Consider the following 16717-nt stretch of genomic DNA (forward strand, 5'->3'; position numbering starts at 1 on the left):
GGGGGGGGGGCCCCCGCCGGCGGGCGCCCCCACCCCCGGTTTCACCCCCCCCCCCCGCCCCCCCACAACCCGGCCGGGGGGGCCCCCGGCCCCCCCCCGCCCCCCCCCACGACTTCCACCGGCCTGCCTCCGACTGCCTGCCTCCGAGGCCGTCCCAAGTCCCTCCCCGGGCCGCCCGCGGGCTTTCCGACGGCTCGTCAGCCGGCCGGCGCCGCGACCGGCACCGCCGCGGCCTTGCCGTCCGCCGCCGCCGCGGCACGCACTTCGCCCACGCCCGGCAGGAGCAGGCAGCACAGTCCGGCGCCCAGCGAGGCGAGCCCGATGACGAGGAACACCGTCTGCGGGACGACCCGCAGGAAGATCAGGCTGGTGAACAGCACGCCGCCGACGTTGCCGTAGGCGCCGACCAGGCCGGAGATCTGCCCGGACAGGCGGTGCTGGATCTGCGGCACGATGGCGTAGACCGCGCCGTTGCCGCCCTGGATGAACACCGAGGCCAGCGCGAGCAGTCCGACGCTCTGCCAGACCGGCCACCCGGGGTCGATGCGCCACAGCACCAGGTAGCTGAGGAACGCCCCGGCGAGCAGCCCGAGCAGGGTGAGCTTGCGGCGCCCGGTGCGGTCCGACAGCCAGCCGCCGAACGGCCGGGTGAGCAGGTTGGTGCCGGCGAAGCACGCGGCGGCGGTGGCGGCGTCCGCGGTGTCCATGTCGAACAGCGTTTTGAAGAAGCTCGGCAGCCAGCTCGCCATGGTCAGTTCCGCGCCGAAGGTCACCATGTACGCGATCGCCAGCAGCCCCACCGGCGCGAACCGGTACGGCTCGACCGCCGCCGCCCCGCCGCGCAGCACCTCGCGGTTCGACTTCACCACCGCGTGGATCTGGTACGCGAGCCACGCCGCGACCACCGCGTACAGCACCGCGGCCGTGCCGTCCCCGATCACGCCGGGGAAGGTCTTGGGGCCCTGCGGCGTGGTCGTCGTGAAGTCCGCGTTGAGCCGGTAGACGACGAACCCGAGCGCGACCGCGAGCGGCACCTGCAGCGCCATCAGCCCGAACACCGCGGGGCGGCTGGTGACCTGGAGGCCGGGCTTGCGGGCGGCGGCACGCTGGTAGGTCCTGCCGTCCGGGACGTCCCGCGCCATGAGCAGGAAGCACACGCCGTAGACGGCGGCGAGGAGGCCGGCCGTGCCGACGCCCCAGCGCCACGCGCCTTCGCCGTCCGCCAGCGAACTCGCCAGCACGGGCAGGGTGAGCGCGGCCGCGGCCGAGCCGAAGTTGCCCCAGCCGCCGTAGTAGCCCTCGGCGGTGCCGAGTTCACGCTTCGGGAACCACTCGGCGACGAGCCGGATGCCGACCACGAAGCCGGCGCCGACGATCGACACCATCAGGCGGCTGACCACGAGCAGCGTGTAGGACTGCGCGAGGGCGAAGATCGTGTTCGGGACCGCCGCGAAGATCAGCAGGCTGCCGTAGACGCGGCGCGGTCCGTACCGGTCGACGAGCAGCCCCACGAGGGTGCGCGCCGGGATCGTGAGCGCGATGTTGCACAGGGCGAGGGTGGCCTTCTGGCCGGCGGTCAGGCCGAACTCCGCGCCGATGTCGTCCATGAACGGCGCCATGTCGAACCACACGACGAAGCTGCACAGGAAGGCCAGCATGGCCAGGTGCAGCATGCGGTAGCGCCCGCGGAAGGACAGGAGGTTGCGGAGTCTCGGTCGGGACTGGTCGGCGGCGTCGGCCGAAGCGGTCGCGGTGGCCATGCGGGTCCTCCGTCGCTGCCCCTGGCGGGCTGTCGGTCTGCTGGACAGCGGCGACGGTGCCAAGCGCGTGTTTCCCGGGAAGGTCGCGAGTGCGCGCGCCAGGAAACATTCCGTTCAAGCGGCGGAGGCCCCGTCGTGAGAATCGCCCGGGACCCCGGGACCCCGGGGTGCCGTGGGGAGTCCGCGGGGCGCAGACCCCGGAGATGCCGGTGGGCGGGGCGCCCGAAGGCACCCCGCCCACGGCGGAGGACGTGCATGCGGTCCGGGCCCCGCACACGGGGTCCGGACCGGCGTGCGCGGCTAGCGCGACGCCACGAACACGTGCATGGCGATGTCCGGCGGAAGCTCCGCCGCCTCGCCGCCGCTGCCCGCCATGACCCCGCCCGGCGACTCGTGGACGCTCACCACGGCGCCGGGGCGCACGCCCGCGCGCCGCAGCGTGTACATGAGCTGGGCGTCGGTCTGCAGCGGTTCGCCGATCCGGCGCACCACCACGTTCTTGCCCTCCGGCCCGGCCACGTCCAGGAGCGTGCCCAGGCCTTCCATGAAGTCGTCCGCGTGCATGTCGCGGTCCAGCTCTTCCAGGCCCGGGATGGGGTTGCCGTACGGCGACTCCTTCGGGTTCCGCAGCAGTTCGAGCAGCCTGCGCTCGACCTGCTCGCTCATGACGTGCTCCCAGCGGCACGCCTCGGCGTGCACCTGTTCCCACGGCAGCCCGATCACGTCCACGAGCAGGCACTCGGCGAGCCGGTGCTTGCGCATGACGCGCGTGGCCAGCGCGCGGCCCTCGTCGGTCAGCTCGAGGTGCCGGTCGCCTTCGACCGTGAGCAGCCCGTCGCGCTCCATCCGCGCCACGGTCTGGCTGACGGTCGGCCCGCTCTGCCCGAGCCGCTCGGCGATACGGGCGCGCAGCGGGACCACGCCCTCCTCTTCCAGCTCGAAAATGGTCCGGAGGTACATCTCCGTGGTGTCGATGAGTGCACTCACGACTGCCGGCTCCGTTTCTTCGTGGTCCTGCCCCAATTCTGGCCCACCGGACGGGCGGCTGGAGCCGTCCGTACCGCCGGGGGGGTGGTGCGCCGGTCGACAGCGCCCGGAAAACCGCCCTGGCGCGTACGCCGCCCGCTCCGGCACACCGCATTCGTGCAACGTTCCGACATTCTGTCGTCATCCCCGCGGGCCGGTCACCCGCCGCGCGGGATGCGGGTCCCCCGTTCGCCCGGCGTTCGCGCCCCGGATGCCGGACGGCCGTATGGGTCCGGGCGGGGGTTGACAGCCGTGCCCGGCAACCCGCACCGTGCGTTGGTCTGTACCAATGGGACACCGACGGGAGAGGACGGCGGCATGGCGGAGACGGCCGAGTTGGGCGCGCGGTACCTGGACGCGGCGATCGCGCTGCTGGAAGGGCTCCGCGACCGCGAGCTGCCCGCGGTCGACGACGCGGCGGACGGGATCGCCCGGGCGCTCGCGGCCGGCGGCCGGCTGTTCGTGTTCGGCGGCGGCCACTCCGCGCTGAACGCGCAGGACGTGGTCTACCGCGCCGGCGGCCTGATCCTGGCCAACCCGCTCATCGCGCCCGGCAACGACCTGTCGGTGCGGCCGATCACCACGAGCAGCGCGGTGGAGAAGCTGCCGGAGCTGGCCGCTCCGGTGCTGGACGGCGCGGGCGTCCGCGCGGGCGACGCGCTGGTGGTGCTGTCCCTCTCGGGCCGCAACGGCCTGCCGGTCGAACTGGCCCGGCTCGGCCGCGACCGCGGCGCGCTGGTCGTCGGCGTCACCTCGGTCGCGGCGAGCACCGCAGAACCGTCCCGGCACCCGTCGGGGACCCGGCTGCTCGACAACTGCGACGTGGTGCTGGACGCGGGCGTCCCGGTGGGCGACGCCGCCCTCGCCGTCGACGGCGTCCCGCAGAAGATCGGCCCGACATCCGGCGTCGTGTGCTCCGCCCTCATGCAGGCGCTCATGGTGTCGGTCATCGGCCGCATGGTCGCGCTGGGCGTCGAACCGCCGGTCTTCATGAGCGCCAACATCGCGGGCGGCGCCGAATGGAACGACCGCATGCTGGCGGAGAACGCCGACCGGGTGTTCTATCTCCGCTGACGAAGGCCACTCCCGCCGCGCCGCGCTTGCCCCGTGCCCGCGCGTGCCACTGGGTACCGTGGAGCCCATGCCCGAGCCTGACGATCTCCGCCGCCCCGACTCCCTCACCGTCGCGTCCCGCTTCAACGGGCCCCCGGAGTCGGGGAACGGCGGCTACGTCGCGGGGCGGCTCGCGGGCCTGCTGGGCGGGCACCCCGCGGCGACCGTCACGCTGCGGCAGCCGCCGCCGCTGGAGCGGCCGCTGCAGGTGCTCGACGCCGACGAGGGCGGTCTGCGGCTGCACGACGGCGGCACGCTCGTGGCCGAGGCCGCCGCGGCGTCCGACGCGGTGCTCGACGACGCGGGCTTCGAGCCGGTCGACCCGGTGACCTTCGACCTTGCCGCGGAAGCGTCCGCGGCGTTCTTCGCCGGGCGCGACGAACACCCCTTCCCGACCTGCTTCGTGTGCGGCACCGCACGTGCCGAAGGCGACGGGCTGCGGCTGTTCCCCGGCCTGCTGCCGCAGCAGCCCGGCACCACCGCGACCCCGTGGGTGCCCGACGCATCCCTCGCGGACGCCGACGGGGCCCGGGTCCGCCCGGAGTTCGTGTGGGCCGCGCTGGACTGTCCGGGCGCCTGGACCGTGCTCGGCACGGACATCCCGCTGCTGCTCCTCGGCCGGTTCACCGCCCGCATCGACGCCCTCCCCTACGTGGGCGACCGCTGCATCGTCATGGGGCGGCTGCTCGGCCGCGACGGCCGCAAGGTGCGCACCGCCACGACGCTCTACGACCCGGACGGCCGGATCGCCGCCCAGGCGGAGGCCCTGTGGATCGCGCCGCGGCCCGCCGAGGCTTCCTGACCCCCGATTTTCATCGGCTCCTTAACCCTCGCCGATCGCTTCCCTAAGAGCCCCATAAGGCGCTCCGATCAGGGGTTTCCTGCGTTTCGCCGGGTCTAGCGTCACGTGTCGAGGCACGAACGCACCGTTCCGGACCCCCGGCCGAAGGCAGAGGAACACCTCCTGATGAAGATCCGCCGCAGCGCAGCCGTCGCCATGGTCACCGCGTTTCCGCTCGCCGCCGGGTTCGCCGCCGCGGGCGAGGCCGCCGCGCACGGCACGTCGCAGAACCCGCCGAGCCGCATCCAACTGTGTTCGACGCAGGGCGGCGAAAACCCGGAGAACTTCACGCTGTCCGCGTGCCGTGCGGCGAAGGCGGCGGTCGGCAACAATCCGCAGCCGTTCTACGACCCGAACGCGGTCAACATCGCGCAGGCCGCCGGCAACCACCGGCAGCTCATCCCGGACGGCAAGCTGTGCAGCGCGAACAACCCGCAGTACGCCGGCCTCGACCTGCCGCGCACCGACTGGCCGACCACGAACCTGCCGTCCGGCGGCGCCTACACGTTCCTCTACAAGGCGACCGCGCCGCACAAGGGCTCGTTCGAGTACTACATCACCAAGGACGGATTCGACGTCACCAAGCCGCTCAAGTGGTCCGACCTGGAGGCGAAGCCGTTCGCCACCGCGACCGACCCGCAGCTGCAGAACGGCGCCTACGTCGTCAAGGGCCAGCTCCCGAAGAAGTCCGGCCGCCACCTGATCTACATCGTCTGGCAGCGCTCGGACAGCCCCGAGGCGTTCTACTCCTGCTCGGACGTGTCCTTCGACGGCAGCGGCAAGCCGGCCCCGACCGCACCGGCGGGCACCTCCGGCGGTGCCGCAAACACGAGCGGCGGCACTTCGGGCGGGCACACCGGCCACGACGTCGCGACGCCGGCCGGCAGAACTCCGGCCGGTACGAACCCGCAGACCGGCAAGGCCGGTTCGGCCGCTCCGCAGGCCGCCGGACCGGCGTCCGCGGCCCCGCCCGGGGCAGCCGACGCCGATGTGGCCCCGGCCGCCGCCCCGGCCGCACAGACCGGCGAACTCGCCCAGACCGGCGGCGGAGGCGCCTCCGTCGGGCTCCTCGCGGGCGGCGCGGGCGGCGTCCTCGCGCTGGGCGCCGGATCGCTGATCTACGCCCGCCGCCGCGCGCACCGCTGAGCCGCACCACGGCACCACCGCACCACGGCACAGCACCGCAGCACCGCAGCACCTCCCCACGAGCGCCGGGGCCCCCGTCCCTCCTCCGTCCGGATCAGGGGGCCTCGGCCCGTGCGACCGCTGCCGACCGTGCTACGGCACCGGGTTCTTCGCGTCGTAGCGCCAGAAGCCGCGCCAGCGCGCGGTCAGCAGCAGCACCGCCACCACGCACGCCAAGCCGCCGCTGATCACCGAGACCCGCTCGGTGGCCAGCGCGGCGACGCTGCCCGACTCGAAGTCGCCGAGCCGCGGACCGCCCGCGACGACGACGATGAACACGCCGGCCAGTCGCCCGCGCATCTCGTCGGGCGTGGCGACCTGCAGGATCGTGTTGCGGAAGACCGCGCTGATCGTGTCCGCGCAGCCGGCGACCGCCAGGAACAGCAGCCCCAGCCACAGCCAGCTCGTCAGCCCGAACGCGGCGATGGCCAGGCCCCACGCGACGATCGACAGGATCACCGCACGGCCCTGGTAGCGCACCGACCCCAGCCAGCCGGAGAACAGCGAACCGGCGAGCGCGCCCACCGCCGGCGCCGCGGTCAGCAGGCCGACGGTGGCCGTGTCGCCGCCGTACCAGGCGACGGCGATGGCCGGAAAGAGTGCCCGCGGCATGCCGAACACCATCGCCGCGATGTCCCCGAGGAACGTCATCCGCACATTGGGCCGGGTGCGCAGGAAGCGGAATCCCTCGGCAACCGAGGCCCGTTGCGCGGGCTTGCCCGGGTCGCCGCCGTTCGCCCGCTCCGGCAGCATCGCGGGCAGCCGCCACATCGCGTAAAGCGACGCGGCGAACCCGACGGCGTCGACGACGTACACCGTCTCGGTGTTCCACACGCCCATGATCAGGCCGCCGAGCATCGGCCCCAGCGTCAGGCCGAGGTTCATGCTCATCGTGGACAGCGCGTTCGCCGCCGGGAGTTGCTCGGCGGGCAGCAGCCTGGGGATCATCGCGCTGCGCGTCGGGCTGTTCACCGCGAAGAACGCCGACTGCAAGGCCACCACGGTGTAGAGCAGCCACACCTGGTGCAGCCCCAGCACCGCCTGCACGGCCAGCACCAGCGACATGCACGCCAAGCCGGACGATGCGATCAGGCCGAGCTTGCGGCGGTCCATGCTGTCCGCGATCGCTCCACCGAGCAGGCCGAACGCGACGAGCGGGAAAAGCGAGAACAGACCCACCAGGCCGACCGAGAAATTGGAGCCGGTGAGGTCGTAGACCTGCACCGAGACCGCCAGCGCGGTCATCTGCTGGCCGAGCATCGACACCGTCGACCCGAACCACAGGCGGCGGTAATCCGGCGAGCCGCGCAGCGGCGTCACATCGGCGAATGCCTTGCGCGCGAATCCTCGCGTGCGCCCCGACGGCCGGTCGTCCGCGGCGGTGGCGGAGGGCGGGCTCTCGCGGGGCGCGGGTATGGGAACGGGGTCGTCTGCGGCGCCGGCTTCGGCCGGCTGCTGAGGGACGGGCACGGCCACATCAAAGCGCACGAAGTGGCTGCTGTATTCCCGGGTTCCGGGTGAGATGCCCCACCTGTGAATTCCCTTTTAAATCCGTTGCGCCGCGGCAGATCGCGATCTACGTTCTGCGGTACACGGGAAAGGAGGTGGTTCGATCAATGAGCAAGTATCGGACGCGTGAGGTGGCTGCCCGCTAGCCGCCACTCCGGTCTCCCGACCGAAGTCAGGCCCGTTGCGACTGCAGCGCCACGGAGCTGTGCTGGATTCACACACAGCAGACGGTCGGCGAAAACCAGGCAGACACCCGACCCGCAGGCCGCCGAGGACGTCCCCTCGGCACCGTTCCACCCGGAGCGGAAGGCCTGCGGGTCGCTGCGTTTCCCGGGTCCCGGCCGCCCGCCGGGAAGCGGTTTCCGGACACCCGCCGTGTCCAGGCCGCGGCGCCCGCCCGGCTGTTACCGTGCGCTGCATGACGAGCGAGCACTCCGCGCACCCGCCCCTCGCGGTGGTCACCGGCGCGAGCAGCGGGATCGGCGCGGCGAGCGCACGCGGACTGGCCGCGGCGGGCTACCACGTGGTGCTGACCGCGCGTCGGGCCGACCGGATCGAGGCGGTCGCCGCGGAGATCCGCGCGGCCGGGCAGTCCGCGGCGGCCTACCCCCTCGACGTGACGGACCGCGCGGCGGTCAACGCGTTCGCGGCCACGCTGCCGCGCTGCGACGTGCTGGTGGCGAACGCGGGCGGCGCCCTGGGGGCGGACCCGGTGGCGACCGGCGACCCGGCGGACTGGCTCGCGATGTACCAGGTCAACGTCATGGGCACGCTGCACACCACGCAGGCGCTGTTGCCCGCGCTGGTCGCGAGCGGCGCCGGGACGGTCGTGGTGATGTCGTCGACGGCCGCGCACACCGCCTACGAAGGCGGCGGCGGATATGTCGCCGCCAAGCACGGCACCCACGCGATCGCCGCCACGCTGCGGCTGGAACTCAGCGGCGAACCGGTGCGCGTCGTCGAGCTGGCGCCCGGCATGGTGAAGACCGACGAGTTCGCGGTCAACCGGATGCGCGGCGACGCCGCCAAGGCCGCCGCCGTCTATGCCGGGGTCGAGAAGCCGCTCACCGCCGAGGACGTCGCGGACGCCGTGGTGTGGGCGGTCACCCGCCCCGCGCACGTCAACGTCGACCTCCTGGTACTGCGCCCGCTGGCCCAGGCCGCCCAGCACAAGGTGCACCGGACGGGCTGAGCCCGGATCCGCCCCCAGGCATCCGGGGCGGCGGCGCAGGCGGCGTCAGGAGCGGTGTCAGGGGCAGGCTCAGGGGCTCAGGGGCTCAGCCGTTCCACGACCCACGCATCGCCTTCGCGGCGGTAGCGGAGCCGGTCGTGCAGGCGGTTCTCGCGGCCCTGCCAGAACTCCACGCTGTCCGGCACCACGAGGTATCCGCCCCAGAACGGCGGCACCGGGACCTCGGTGCCTTCCGGGAAGCGGGCGGCGAGTTCGGCGTACTTCTTCTCCAAGTCCTCGCGGGACGTGATGACGCGGGACTGCTCGCTGGCCCACGCGCCGATCCGCGACCCGTACGGCCGGGACGCGAAGTAGGCCGCGGTGCGCTCGGCCGACACCCGCTCGGCGGTGCCGCCGACGACCACCTGGCGGTCCAGGGCGTGCCACGGGAAGAGCAGGCTCACCGCCGGGTTCGCGGCGATCTCGCGGCCCTTGCGGGAGTCGTAGTTCGTGTAGAAGACGAAGCCGGCGTCGTCGTACTCCTTGAGCAGCACGGTCCGGCTGCTCGGGCGCCCCGCGGCGGACGCGGTGCCGACCACCATCGCGTTCGGCTCCGGCAGGTCGGCGGCGACGGCCTCGCGCAGCCAGTGCGCGAACAGCGGCATCGGGGCGGCGGGCAGCGCGCCGGCGTCGATGCCTTCGCCGCGGTAGTGGCGGCGCATGGCCATGAGCTGGTTGAGGTCCACGGTTCTTCCTAGCATCCCCGGACGGGTCGGGCCGGTGCCCGCACGGCGGGCACCCGCGCGCGACCCGGATACACCCGTGTGGGTGTCCCCCGAAGGTGCGAATCGCGCGGATACGCCACCCGGGTGTGCCCCACTTCACGATCCCGGTGGTCGGCCCGTCTAGGTCATCTCGATGTCGAGAGATATTGTGGCCTGTCGACAACCGTCACCCACAACTTCATAGGCGAAGCAACAACGCGGACCCGTCGCGGCGTCTTCGCCAGACCACCGATTCGCCGCCCCCGGCCGGTATCGGCGAGCGCGCCAGTAACGATCTTGCGCCGTATCGCGCGGATGCCTTCGGGGGAAGACAGGTTGTGGTAACGCGGGGTATGAAGGACCCGGCCACAAGTCACCACAAGTCAGTCGAGATTCGCATGAGGAGCCGCCTGATGTCCGACTTCGTACCCGGGCTCGAAGGAGTCATAGCGTTCGAGACGGAGATCGCCGAACCCGACAAGGAGGGCGGCGCACTCCGCTACCGCGGTGTCGACATCGAGGACCTGGTCGGACGCGTCTCCTTCGGCAACGTCTGGGGGCTCCTGGTCGACGGCGCCTTCAACCCCGGACTTCCGCCCGCCGAGTCCTTCCCCATCCCCATCCATTCCGGCGACATCCGCGTGGACGTGCAGAGCGCGCTGGCCATGCTCGCCCCGGTGTGGGGTCTCAAACCGCTGCACGACATCGACGACGCCCAGGCCCGCGACGACCTGGCCCGCGCCGCCGTCATGGCGCTGTCCTACGTCGCCCAGTCGGCCCGCGGCCTCGACAAGCCGATGGTGCCGCAGCGCGAGGTCGACAAGGCCGAGACGATCGTCGAGCGGTTCATGATCCGCTGGCGCGGCGAGCCGGACCCGAAGCACGTCAAGGCCGTCGACGCCTACTGGACGTCGGCCGCCGAGCACGGCATGAACGCGTCGACGTTCACCGCGCGCGTCATCGCCGGCACCGGCGCGGACGTCGCGGCCTGCCTGTCGGGTGCGGTCGGCGCCATGTCGGGCCCGCTGCACGGCGGCGCCCCGTCGCGCGTGCTGCACATGATCGAGGAGATCGAGCGGATCGGCGACGCCTCGGCGTACGTCAAGGGCGTCCTCGACCGCGGCGAGCGCCTCATGGGCTTCGGCCACCGCGTCTACCGCGCCGAGGACCCGCGCGCCCGCGTGCTGCGCCGCACCGCGAAGGAGCTCGGCGCCCCGCGCTACGAGGTCGCCGCGGCGCTCGAGAAGGCCGCGCTGGAGGAACTGCACGCCCGCCGCCCGGACCGCGTCCTGGCGACCAACGTGGAGTTCTGGGCCGCGGTGATGCTGGACTTCGCCGAGGTCCCGGCCAACATGTTCACCTCGATGTTCACCTGCGCCCGCACCGCCGGGTGGAGCGCGCACATCCTGGAGCACAAGCGCACCTCGCGTCTCGTGCGCCCGTCCGCCCGCTACATCGGCCCGGGCCCGCGGCCGGTCACCGAGGTCCCGGGCTACGACGACACGGTCCACATAAAGAACAGCTGACGTCCGCACGTCCCGGCTCGCCGCTCTCGACAGGCGTCCGGCCCGACGGCCCGCACTCCCACGAGGAGGCGGGCCGTCGGCGTTCCCGGGCGCTCGGCCGGGCTGCCGCGTGGGACTCCCCACACTCCATATCTCTCGCAGCCTCGCCGTGATAGTTGATTTATGTCAACCAACTGTCACCACTGTCTGCGGAGGGGCACCCGTGACACCACAGGCTTCCGAAGGGGCGTCCATCGCCGACACAGCCGACACAGCCGACACCGAGCGGCGGCTGCGGCGCGTCGAGGCGTACGAGGAGATCCGGCAGCTGGCCGCCCGCTACGCGCTCGCGCTGGACAGCCGGGACGTGCCGGCGCTGGCGTCGCTCTTCGTCGACGACGTGCAGACCGGCGACGGCGGGTCCGGCCGCGAGGCGCTGGCCCGGTGGTTCGACCCGGTGCTGCGGCCGTACGGCATCACGTTCCACCTGATCGGCAACCACGTCATCGACTTCGTCGACGACGACCACGCCACCGGCGTCGTCTACTGCCGCCCCGAGCACGAGGTCGGCGACCTGTGGGTCGTCATGCCGATGCAGTACTGGGACCGGTACGAACGCCGCGACGGCCGGTGGTACTTCCGCTCCCGCAAGCCCAAGGCGTTCTATGCGGCGGACGTGCTGGAGCACCCGCTGAAGGTCGCGGACCGCTTCCACTTCCCGGACAACCCGATGATCACGCGGTCCGAGCTGCCCGAGAAGTGGCCGTCGTGGCAGGAGTTCTGGGCGCGGACGGGGAGCGAGTGACCGGTCCCGCGCGGGGCGGGGCGTGACGACACGGAGAGCATCGGCGGGCACGGGGGCGGAAGGAGCTTCACCATGAGCGGCATCACCACGGGCGTCATCGTCACCGGCGGCGCCTCGGGCATCGGGAGCGCGTGCGGGGCGGCGTTGGCGGCGGCGGGGCGGCCGGTCGCGCTGTGGGACGTGGACGAGGCGGCCGCGGTCGGCCACGCGGACCGCATCGCGAAGGAACACGGCGTCCCGGCGATCGGGTTGCGCGTCGACGTGCGCGACGCCGGGGCCTATCCGGAGGCGCTGGAGCAGTCCCGGTCGGTGCTGGGCGGCCTCGGCGGGCTCGTCCATGCCGCGGGCGTGGTCGACTCCGGGTCGCTGCCCGGCCTGGAGCCGGACGTGTGGGACCTGGTGCTGGACGTCAACCTGCGGGCGCAGGCGCTGCTGGTCCGGGCCATGCTCGACGACCTGCGGACGCACCAGGGCTCGGCGGTCGTCGGGATCGCCTCGATCAACGCGGTGGTCGGCAACCCGGCCAACCCGGCGTACTGCGCATCGAAGGCGGGGCTGCTGGGACTCACCCGGTCGCTGGCGGCGTCGCTGGCCACCGACGGCATCCGGGTCAACGCGGTGTGCCCGGGGTACATCGAAACGCCCATGCTCGCCAAGGCGTTCGAACGCCCCGGGAACCGGGCGAAGCTGGAGTCGCGGCCGCCGCTCAAGCGGCTGGGCACGCCCGACGAGATCGCGGGCGCGGTGCGGTTCCTGATGGGCGCCGAGGCGTCGTACATCACGGGCACGCACCTGCTGGTGGACGGCGGGCTGACCGCGACGGTGTGAGCCGGGGCCGCGGCGCCGGAGTCCTCGCGGTGCCGGACGGGTTCCGGGCGGGGACGGGGGCGGGGAGCGCCCTCGGCCGGAAATGCCGACCGCCCTCCCCCGGCAGGCGGGGAGGGCGGGTGACAGGTCGATGTCGAGCTGGTGCCGGGGTCGTGCTGTTGCCGGTACTGCGGTCGGTTCTGCGGCTGGTGCTGCGTCTCGTATTCCGGTGTTGCGTTGACCGCCTGCACTTCCGCCCGCGTGGCTCGCGGTTCGGTGGCGTCGGGTCGGTCCAGATCCGGAAGGAAGAATACTCATCTGTCAGGGATTGACCGGATAACTCGGATTCTTCGGCGCGTTCGTGGCGTCTCGTGTCGCCAACTGCCCAAGAAAGACGCTTGGTTGGGTCTTGACAGACCCCCCTCCACCGGCTAACTGCCTAGCTACATATCGGACATCTGTCACTATTACTGACAGATCCTTACCTATCAGTCAAGTTCGCCGCCGCCCCGTTCACCCGGTTGTCCGGACCCGCCCATGGATGCCCAACGGCCCCGACTGCAAACCGCACAGTCGGGGCCGGATCGGAGACGCCCGGAATTCCCGTGGCACGCGAACAATCGGATTTTCACGGGAGTTCGACCACCCAGGCGGGCAGCCGCCGCAGGATCAGGAGAGGTCGGCGATCACCTCGTCGGCGGCGCGTTCGCCGGTGACCGCACCGCCGTTCATGTAGCCCTGGAAGTCGTTGGACGTGTGCTCGCCGGCGAGGTGGATGTTGCCCTGCCGAGTGCCCTCATATCCGGCATAACGGTGCAGGTAGGACACCGGCCAGTACGAGTAAGCCCCCAGCGAGTAGGGGTTCTTGTGCCAGGCGGACAGCTGCGCCTTGCCGGTCCACGCGGCCTTGGTGCCCGGGAAGACCGTGTCGATCTGCGTCAGGTAGCCGGACGCGATCGACCGCACGGCCGGGTCGCTGTCGGTGTTGAACGGGCCCGCCGGGTTCAGGCCGTAGGCGAGGGAGCCGCCGCCGTACTGGATGAGGATGCCGGTGCTGCCGGCCTGGCCCTTCGTGGTGTCCCAGGTCTGCTGGTAGGCCAGGTCGCTGAACGAGTCGCCGGAAGCCACACCCGGCCACGCACCCGTGCCGTTCCACGGCCGCGACGAGAACTGCATGTTGAGCTTGGTGCAGTAGCCCATGCGCGCGTCGCGGAGCAGGTTCGTCATCAGCGGGTCGAAGTTCGCCCGGCTCAGGTCGAGGCCCTGGAGGATCGGCAGCGGCACCGTCACGATCGTGTGATCGGCCGTGACGGTCTTGGTCGTTCCGCCGTTGTCGAAGGTCAGCGTCTGGGTGCCGTCGGCGTTCGCGCGGACGGCGACCAGGCGGTATCCCATCTGCACGGTGCCGGACGGCAGCGCGGCGGCGATCGCCTGCGGCACCTGGTCGTTGCCGCCGACGATGTGGTAGCGCTCGTTGGAGCCGCCCCAGATGTTGAAGTGGCCGGGGTTGGTCTGCCAGCCGAGCATGCTCACCCCGGCGTACGCGGCCTGGTTCACCGTGTCGGCGCCGTACTCGACGTTGTAGGCGACGTCGAGGAACTGGCCGAGCTTGGACGCGTGTCCGCCCGGCACCCGGGACTCGATCCAGTCGTACAGCGTCATGTTCGACAGGGCGATGCCGGCCGCGTTGGCGTTGTTCCAGGTGACGTCGCCGGCGTCCTGGAAGTCGCGGCGCACGGCCTGGTACATCGCCTTGAAGTCGTCGTCGGCCTGCGTACGCGGGTAGTACGTACCGTCGAACTTCAGCACCTCGGTCGCGCCGGCCGGACCGGCCGCGGCGAAGTCGATGGTGGACAACCCGAAACGGCGGCACAGTTCGAGCATCTTCTTGTGCCCGGTGTCGATCAGCTCGCCACCGACCTCCGAGGTCTGGCCGTTGCCCCAGTACGTCTTCTGTGTGTACATGCGGCCGCCGATTCGCGACGGGTTGGCCTCGTACACGGTGGCCTTCACACCCGCATCGGCGAGCGTGAGCGCGGCGGTCAGGCCGGAAATACCGGCCCCGATGATCGCGATGCGCTTGTTGGTGGTGATCTGCTTGACCTCGGTCGCGGCGAACGCCGGGCGGGCGAACGCCGCACCTCCGACACCGACACCGATGCCGAGCGCGGCCGCCCGCTTGAGCAGCGAACGGCGGCTGGACCCGGCCGGTTCGGCCGCGGCGTCGTCCCGCAGGCCGCGGTACTCGTCGACGGGCATCCGCAGCCGGTCGGCGGCGGCGTGGTCCGCGGCCATGTTCTTCAGGGCCTGCATCGGGTTGGTACGTGCCATGAGGCGTCCTCTCGTGCGGGTCGGGAGTGTTCGGACGGCGTCCCCGCGCGATGCCCGGGCAGCACGAGGCCCCCGGGCCGTACGCGGGTGGTGCCGCCGCTCGCTGCGGAGCGGTGCTGCGTACGGCCCGGGGGCCGCGGACCGCCCCCGGCCTGATGCGCAGTCAGCAGCAGGCCGGGGCGGCGGGGTTCAGGCGGGGACCGGGGTCAGGTGCGCGCGGGGTCGGTAGCCGTCTGTGCTGGTATGGCCGGCGCGTGGTCGCGTTCCCCGGCGTCTTCGAGGATGATGCGGCCCATCCGCTCGTAGGCGTCCGGGCTGCTGGCCTTCATGTAGAGCGCCAGGGCGATGCCGCCGACGAACAGCAGGCCGAGGATCCACGGGATCAGGTCGAACAGCAGCGTGTTCGCGGCATCACCGGCGGCCGATTCGAAGTTGTAGAACAGCAGGCCGACAACGCCGATCATCGCGACGCCGGCGACGACGGGCGCGACCAGTGTCTTGAACCAGTGCTTCGTCTCGGGGTGTTTGCCCTGCACGTGGAAGTAGCCGACGGCGGCGAACGAGCACAGCGTCTGCACGATGAGGATCGCGCCGGTGCCGAGGAGGGCGAGCAGGCCGTACATGTGCACGACGGGGTCCATGTCGGCGAGCAGGAAGCCGGTCACGATGAGGACCGTGATGACGGTCTGCACGACCGAGGCGATGTGCGGGGAACCGTGTGTGCGGTGCGTCTTGCCGAGCGAGGGGTGGATGAAGCCTTCGCGGCCGATCGCGTACAGGTAGCGGGCGGCGCACTGGTGGAACGCCATCGCGCACGCGAACGAGCCGGTGACGATGAGCCAGCGGAAGACCTTGACGGCCCAGCCGCCGAAGTGGTCGCCGAGCGGGTCGAAGAACAGCCCGCTGCTGTCCTCCACGACACCGCGGCCCTGGGCGGACACCATCATCCACGAGACGAACACGTAGAACAGGCCGACGCCGACCACGGAGATCAGCGTGGCGCGGGGCACGACACGCTTGGGGTCGCGGGACTCCTCGCCGTACATCGCCGTCGACTCGAAGCCGACCCACGACCAGAACGCGAAGAACAGGCCGAAGCCGGCCGCCGCGCCGATGGTGCCGTCCGCGCCCTCGATGCCGTGGATCGGGTTGAGCGCTTCGCCCGCCAGGTAGCCGTCCGGGCCGCCGCCGGTGAACATCACCGCGAGCGACACCAGGGCGAGGATCGAGATCTCCAGCACCAGCGCGATGCCGAGCACCTTGGCGGTCAGGTGGATGTCGAAGTAGCCGAGACAGGCGATGATCGCGACACCGACGAACGCCCAGACGCCCCAGTGGATGTCGGTGTTGAACTGGTCCTGCACGAGGTCGTGCAGGTTCTTCGCGAAGAAGCCGAGGATCGAGGCTTCGAACACGACGTACGCCATCACCGCGAGCAGACCCGCGGCCATGCCGACGATGCGGCCGAGGCCGTGCGAGATAAATCCGTAGAACGCGCCCGCCGCGGTGATGTGCTTGGCCATGGTCACGTAGCCGACCGAGAAGATGGTCAGGACCACGGTCGCGACGATATAGGCCGCGGGCGCGCCGAGGCCGTTGCCCTGCTTGCCCGCGATGACCGGCAGGTTGCCCGTCATCGCGGTGATCGGGGCCGCCGTGGCGATCGCCATGAAGACGACGCCGACCAGGCCGACCGAGTTTGCCTTGAGCCGGTTCACCTCGCCGGAACCGGACGCGGGCGGGGCCGCGGTGCTGCTCTCCGTGGACATGCCACCTCCTTCGAATGCTCGGAATGCGTGAGGAATGTGAGCGATTTTTAGCCTGCACGCATCACATTCCGATGACGTCTGATCGCTTGTTCGATGTCGCGGTGTCGATTCGGTCCGCCAGCTTCGATGCG

At 71.7% G+C, this 16717-nt stretch carries 13 protein-coding genes; 7 read left to right on the top strand and 6 right to left on the bottom strand.

The window, feature by feature from the left end; translation table 11 throughout:
• Nucleotides 1-197 precede the first annotated feature (197 nt).
• Both ACPA54_RS11635 and ACPA54_RS11640 read right to left on the bottom strand, forming a co-directional pair.
• The gene (locus ACPA54_RS11635; protein ID WP_423528679.1) at nucleotides 198-1760 is read right to left on the bottom strand and encodes an MFS transporter; all 1563 of its coding nucleotides are present in this window, start codon (nucleotides 1758-1760) and stop codon (nucleotides 198-200) included.
• Between the two features lie 300 nt (nucleotides 1761-2060).
• The gene (locus ACPA54_RS11640; protein ID WP_345677036.1) at nucleotides 2061-2747 is read right to left on the bottom strand and encodes an iron-dependent transcriptional repressor DtxR; all 687 of its coding nucleotides are present in this window, start codon (nucleotides 2745-2747) and stop codon (nucleotides 2061-2063) included.
• A 357-nt stretch (nucleotides 2748-3104) separates the two neighbouring features.
• On the opposite strand from ACPA54_RS11640, the gene ACPA54_RS11645 reads away from it, so the two are divergent.
• The 3 genes from ACPA54_RS11645 to ACPA54_RS11655 all read left to right on the top strand — a co-directional run bounded on the left by ACPA54_RS11645 (nucleotide 3105) and on the right by ACPA54_RS11655 (nucleotide 5886).
• Nucleotides 3105-3860, top strand: a complete 756-nt coding sequence (locus ACPA54_RS11645) for a sugar isomerase domain-containing protein (protein ID WP_423528681.1) — start codon at nucleotides 3105-3107, stop codon at nucleotides 3858-3860.
• A 67-nt stretch (nucleotides 3861-3927) separates the two neighbouring features.
• Nucleotides 3928-4701 (top strand): hypothetical protein, encoded by a 774-nt coding sequence (locus tag ACPA54_RS11650; protein WP_423528683.1) that lies wholly within the window; start codon nucleotides 3928-3930, stop codon nucleotides 4699-4701.
• 165 nt (nucleotides 4702-4866) lie between these two features.
• The gene (locus tag ACPA54_RS11655) at nucleotides 4867-5886 is read left to right on the top strand and encodes a lytic polysaccharide monooxygenase auxiliary activity family 9 protein (protein WP_423528685.1); all 1020 of its coding nucleotides are present in this window, start codon (nucleotides 4867-4869) and stop codon (nucleotides 5884-5886) included.
• Between the two features lie 132 nt (nucleotides 5887-6018).
• Here ACPA54_RS11655 and ACPA54_RS11660 read toward each other — a convergent pair whose 3' ends face one another.
• On the bottom strand, nucleotides 6019-7395 hold the full coding sequence (locus ACPA54_RS11660) for an MFS transporter (RefSeq protein ID WP_423528687.1): 1377 nt from the start codon (nucleotides 7393-7395) through the stop codon (nucleotides 6019-6021).
• Between the two features lie 457 nt (nucleotides 7396-7852).
• On the opposite strand from ACPA54_RS11660, the gene ACPA54_RS11665 reads away from it, so the two are divergent.
• The gene (locus ACPA54_RS11665) at nucleotides 7853-8626 is read left to right on the top strand and encodes an SDR family NAD(P)-dependent oxidoreductase (RefSeq protein ID WP_423528689.1); all 774 of its coding nucleotides are present in this window, start codon (nucleotides 7853-7855) and stop codon (nucleotides 8624-8626) included.
• Between the two features lie 77 nt (nucleotides 8627-8703).
• Here the strand turns inward: ACPA54_RS11665 and pdxH are convergent, their stop codons facing one another.
• Complete coding sequence (gene pdxH, locus ACPA54_RS11670; protein ID WP_345677041.1) at nucleotides 8704-9366, bottom strand: pyridoxamine 5'-phosphate oxidase; 663 nt, start codon at nucleotides 9364-9366, stop codon at nucleotides 8704-8706.
• A gap of 416 nt (nucleotides 9367-9782) precedes the next feature.
• On the opposite strand from pdxH, the gene ACPA54_RS11675 reads away from it, so the two are divergent.
• The 3 genes from ACPA54_RS11675 (at nucleotide 9783) to ACPA54_RS11685 (ending at nucleotide 12507) form a co-directional block, all read left to right on the top strand.
• Complete coding sequence (locus ACPA54_RS11675; protein ID WP_423528692.1) at nucleotides 9783-10895, top strand: citrate synthase 2; 1113 nt, start codon at nucleotides 9783-9785, stop codon at nucleotides 10893-10895.
• Between the two features lie 202 nt (nucleotides 10896-11097).
• Nucleotides 11098-11679 (top strand): nuclear transport factor 2 family protein, encoded by a 582-nt coding sequence (locus ACPA54_RS11680; protein ID WP_423528693.1) that lies wholly within the window; start codon nucleotides 11098-11100, stop codon nucleotides 11677-11679.
• Between the two features lie 72 nt (nucleotides 11680-11751).
• Nucleotides 11752-12507 carry an SDR family NAD(P)-dependent oxidoreductase gene (locus tag ACPA54_RS11685; protein ID WP_423528695.1) on the top strand — a complete coding sequence of 252 codons (756 nt, stop codon included), beginning with the start codon at nucleotides 11752-11754 and terminating at the stop codon, nucleotides 12505-12507.
• A 648-nt stretch (nucleotides 12508-13155) separates the two neighbouring features.
• Here the strand turns inward: ACPA54_RS11685 and ACPA54_RS11690 are convergent.
• Together ACPA54_RS11690 and ACPA54_RS11695 are read right to left on the bottom strand one after the other, a co-directional pair.
• A complete protein-coding gene (locus ACPA54_RS11690) occupies nucleotides 13156-14817 on the bottom strand; it encodes a flavin monoamine oxidase family protein (protein ID WP_423528697.1) in 1662 nt (553 codons plus the stop codon).
• 206 nt (nucleotides 14818-15023) lie between these two features.
• On the bottom strand, nucleotides 15024-16586 hold the full coding sequence (locus tag ACPA54_RS11695; RefSeq protein WP_423528699.1) for an APC family permease: 1563 nt from the start codon (nucleotides 16584-16586) through the stop codon (nucleotides 15024-15026).
• Nucleotides 16587-16717 lie beyond the last annotated feature (131 nt).

The organism is Uniformispora flossi, from assembly GCF_049534875.1.
Classification (GTDB): domain Bacteria; phylum Actinomycetota; class Actinomycetes; order Streptomycetales; family Streptomycetaceae; genus Yinghuangia; species Yinghuangia aomiensis.

Coding starts and splice junctions, on each gene's coding strand:
- ACPA54_RS11635 (WP_423528679.1), bottom strand. CDS start 1,760: ATGGCCACCGCGACCGCTTCGGCCGACGCCGCCGACCAGTCCCGACCG.
- ACPA54_RS11645 (WP_423528681.1), top strand. CDS start 3,105: ATGGCGGAGACGGCCGAGTTGGGCGCGCGGTACCTGGACGCGGCGATC.
- ACPA54_RS11650 (WP_423528683.1), top strand. CDS start 3,928: ATGCCCGAGCCTGACGATCTCCGCCGCCCCGACTCCCTCACCGTCGCG.
- pdxH (WP_345677041.1), bottom strand. CDS start 9,366: ATGCTAGGAAGAACCGTGGACCTCAACCAGCTCATGGCCATGCGCCGC.
- ACPA54_RS11690 (WP_423528697.1), bottom strand. CDS start 14,817: ATGGCACGTACCAACCCGATGCAGGCCCTGAAGAACATGGCCGCGGAC.
- ACPA54_RS11685 (WP_423528695.1), top strand. CDS start 11,752: ATGAGCGGCATCACCACGGGCGTCATCGTCACCGGCGGCGCCTCGGGC.
- ACPA54_RS11675 (WP_423528692.1), top strand. CDS start 9,783: ATGTCCGACTTCGTACCCGGGCTCGAAGGAGTCATAGCGTTCGAGACG.
- ACPA54_RS11655 (WP_423528685.1), top strand. CDS start 4,867: ATGAAGATCCGCCGCAGCGCAGCCGTCGCCATGGTCACCGCGTTTCCG.
- ACPA54_RS11665 (WP_423528689.1), top strand. CDS start 7,853: ATGACGAGCGAGCACTCCGCGCACCCGCCCCTCGCGGTGGTCACCGGC.
- ACPA54_RS11695 (WP_423528699.1), bottom strand. CDS start 16,586: ATGTCCACGGAGAGCAGCACCGCGGCCCCGCCCGCGTCCGGTTCCGGC.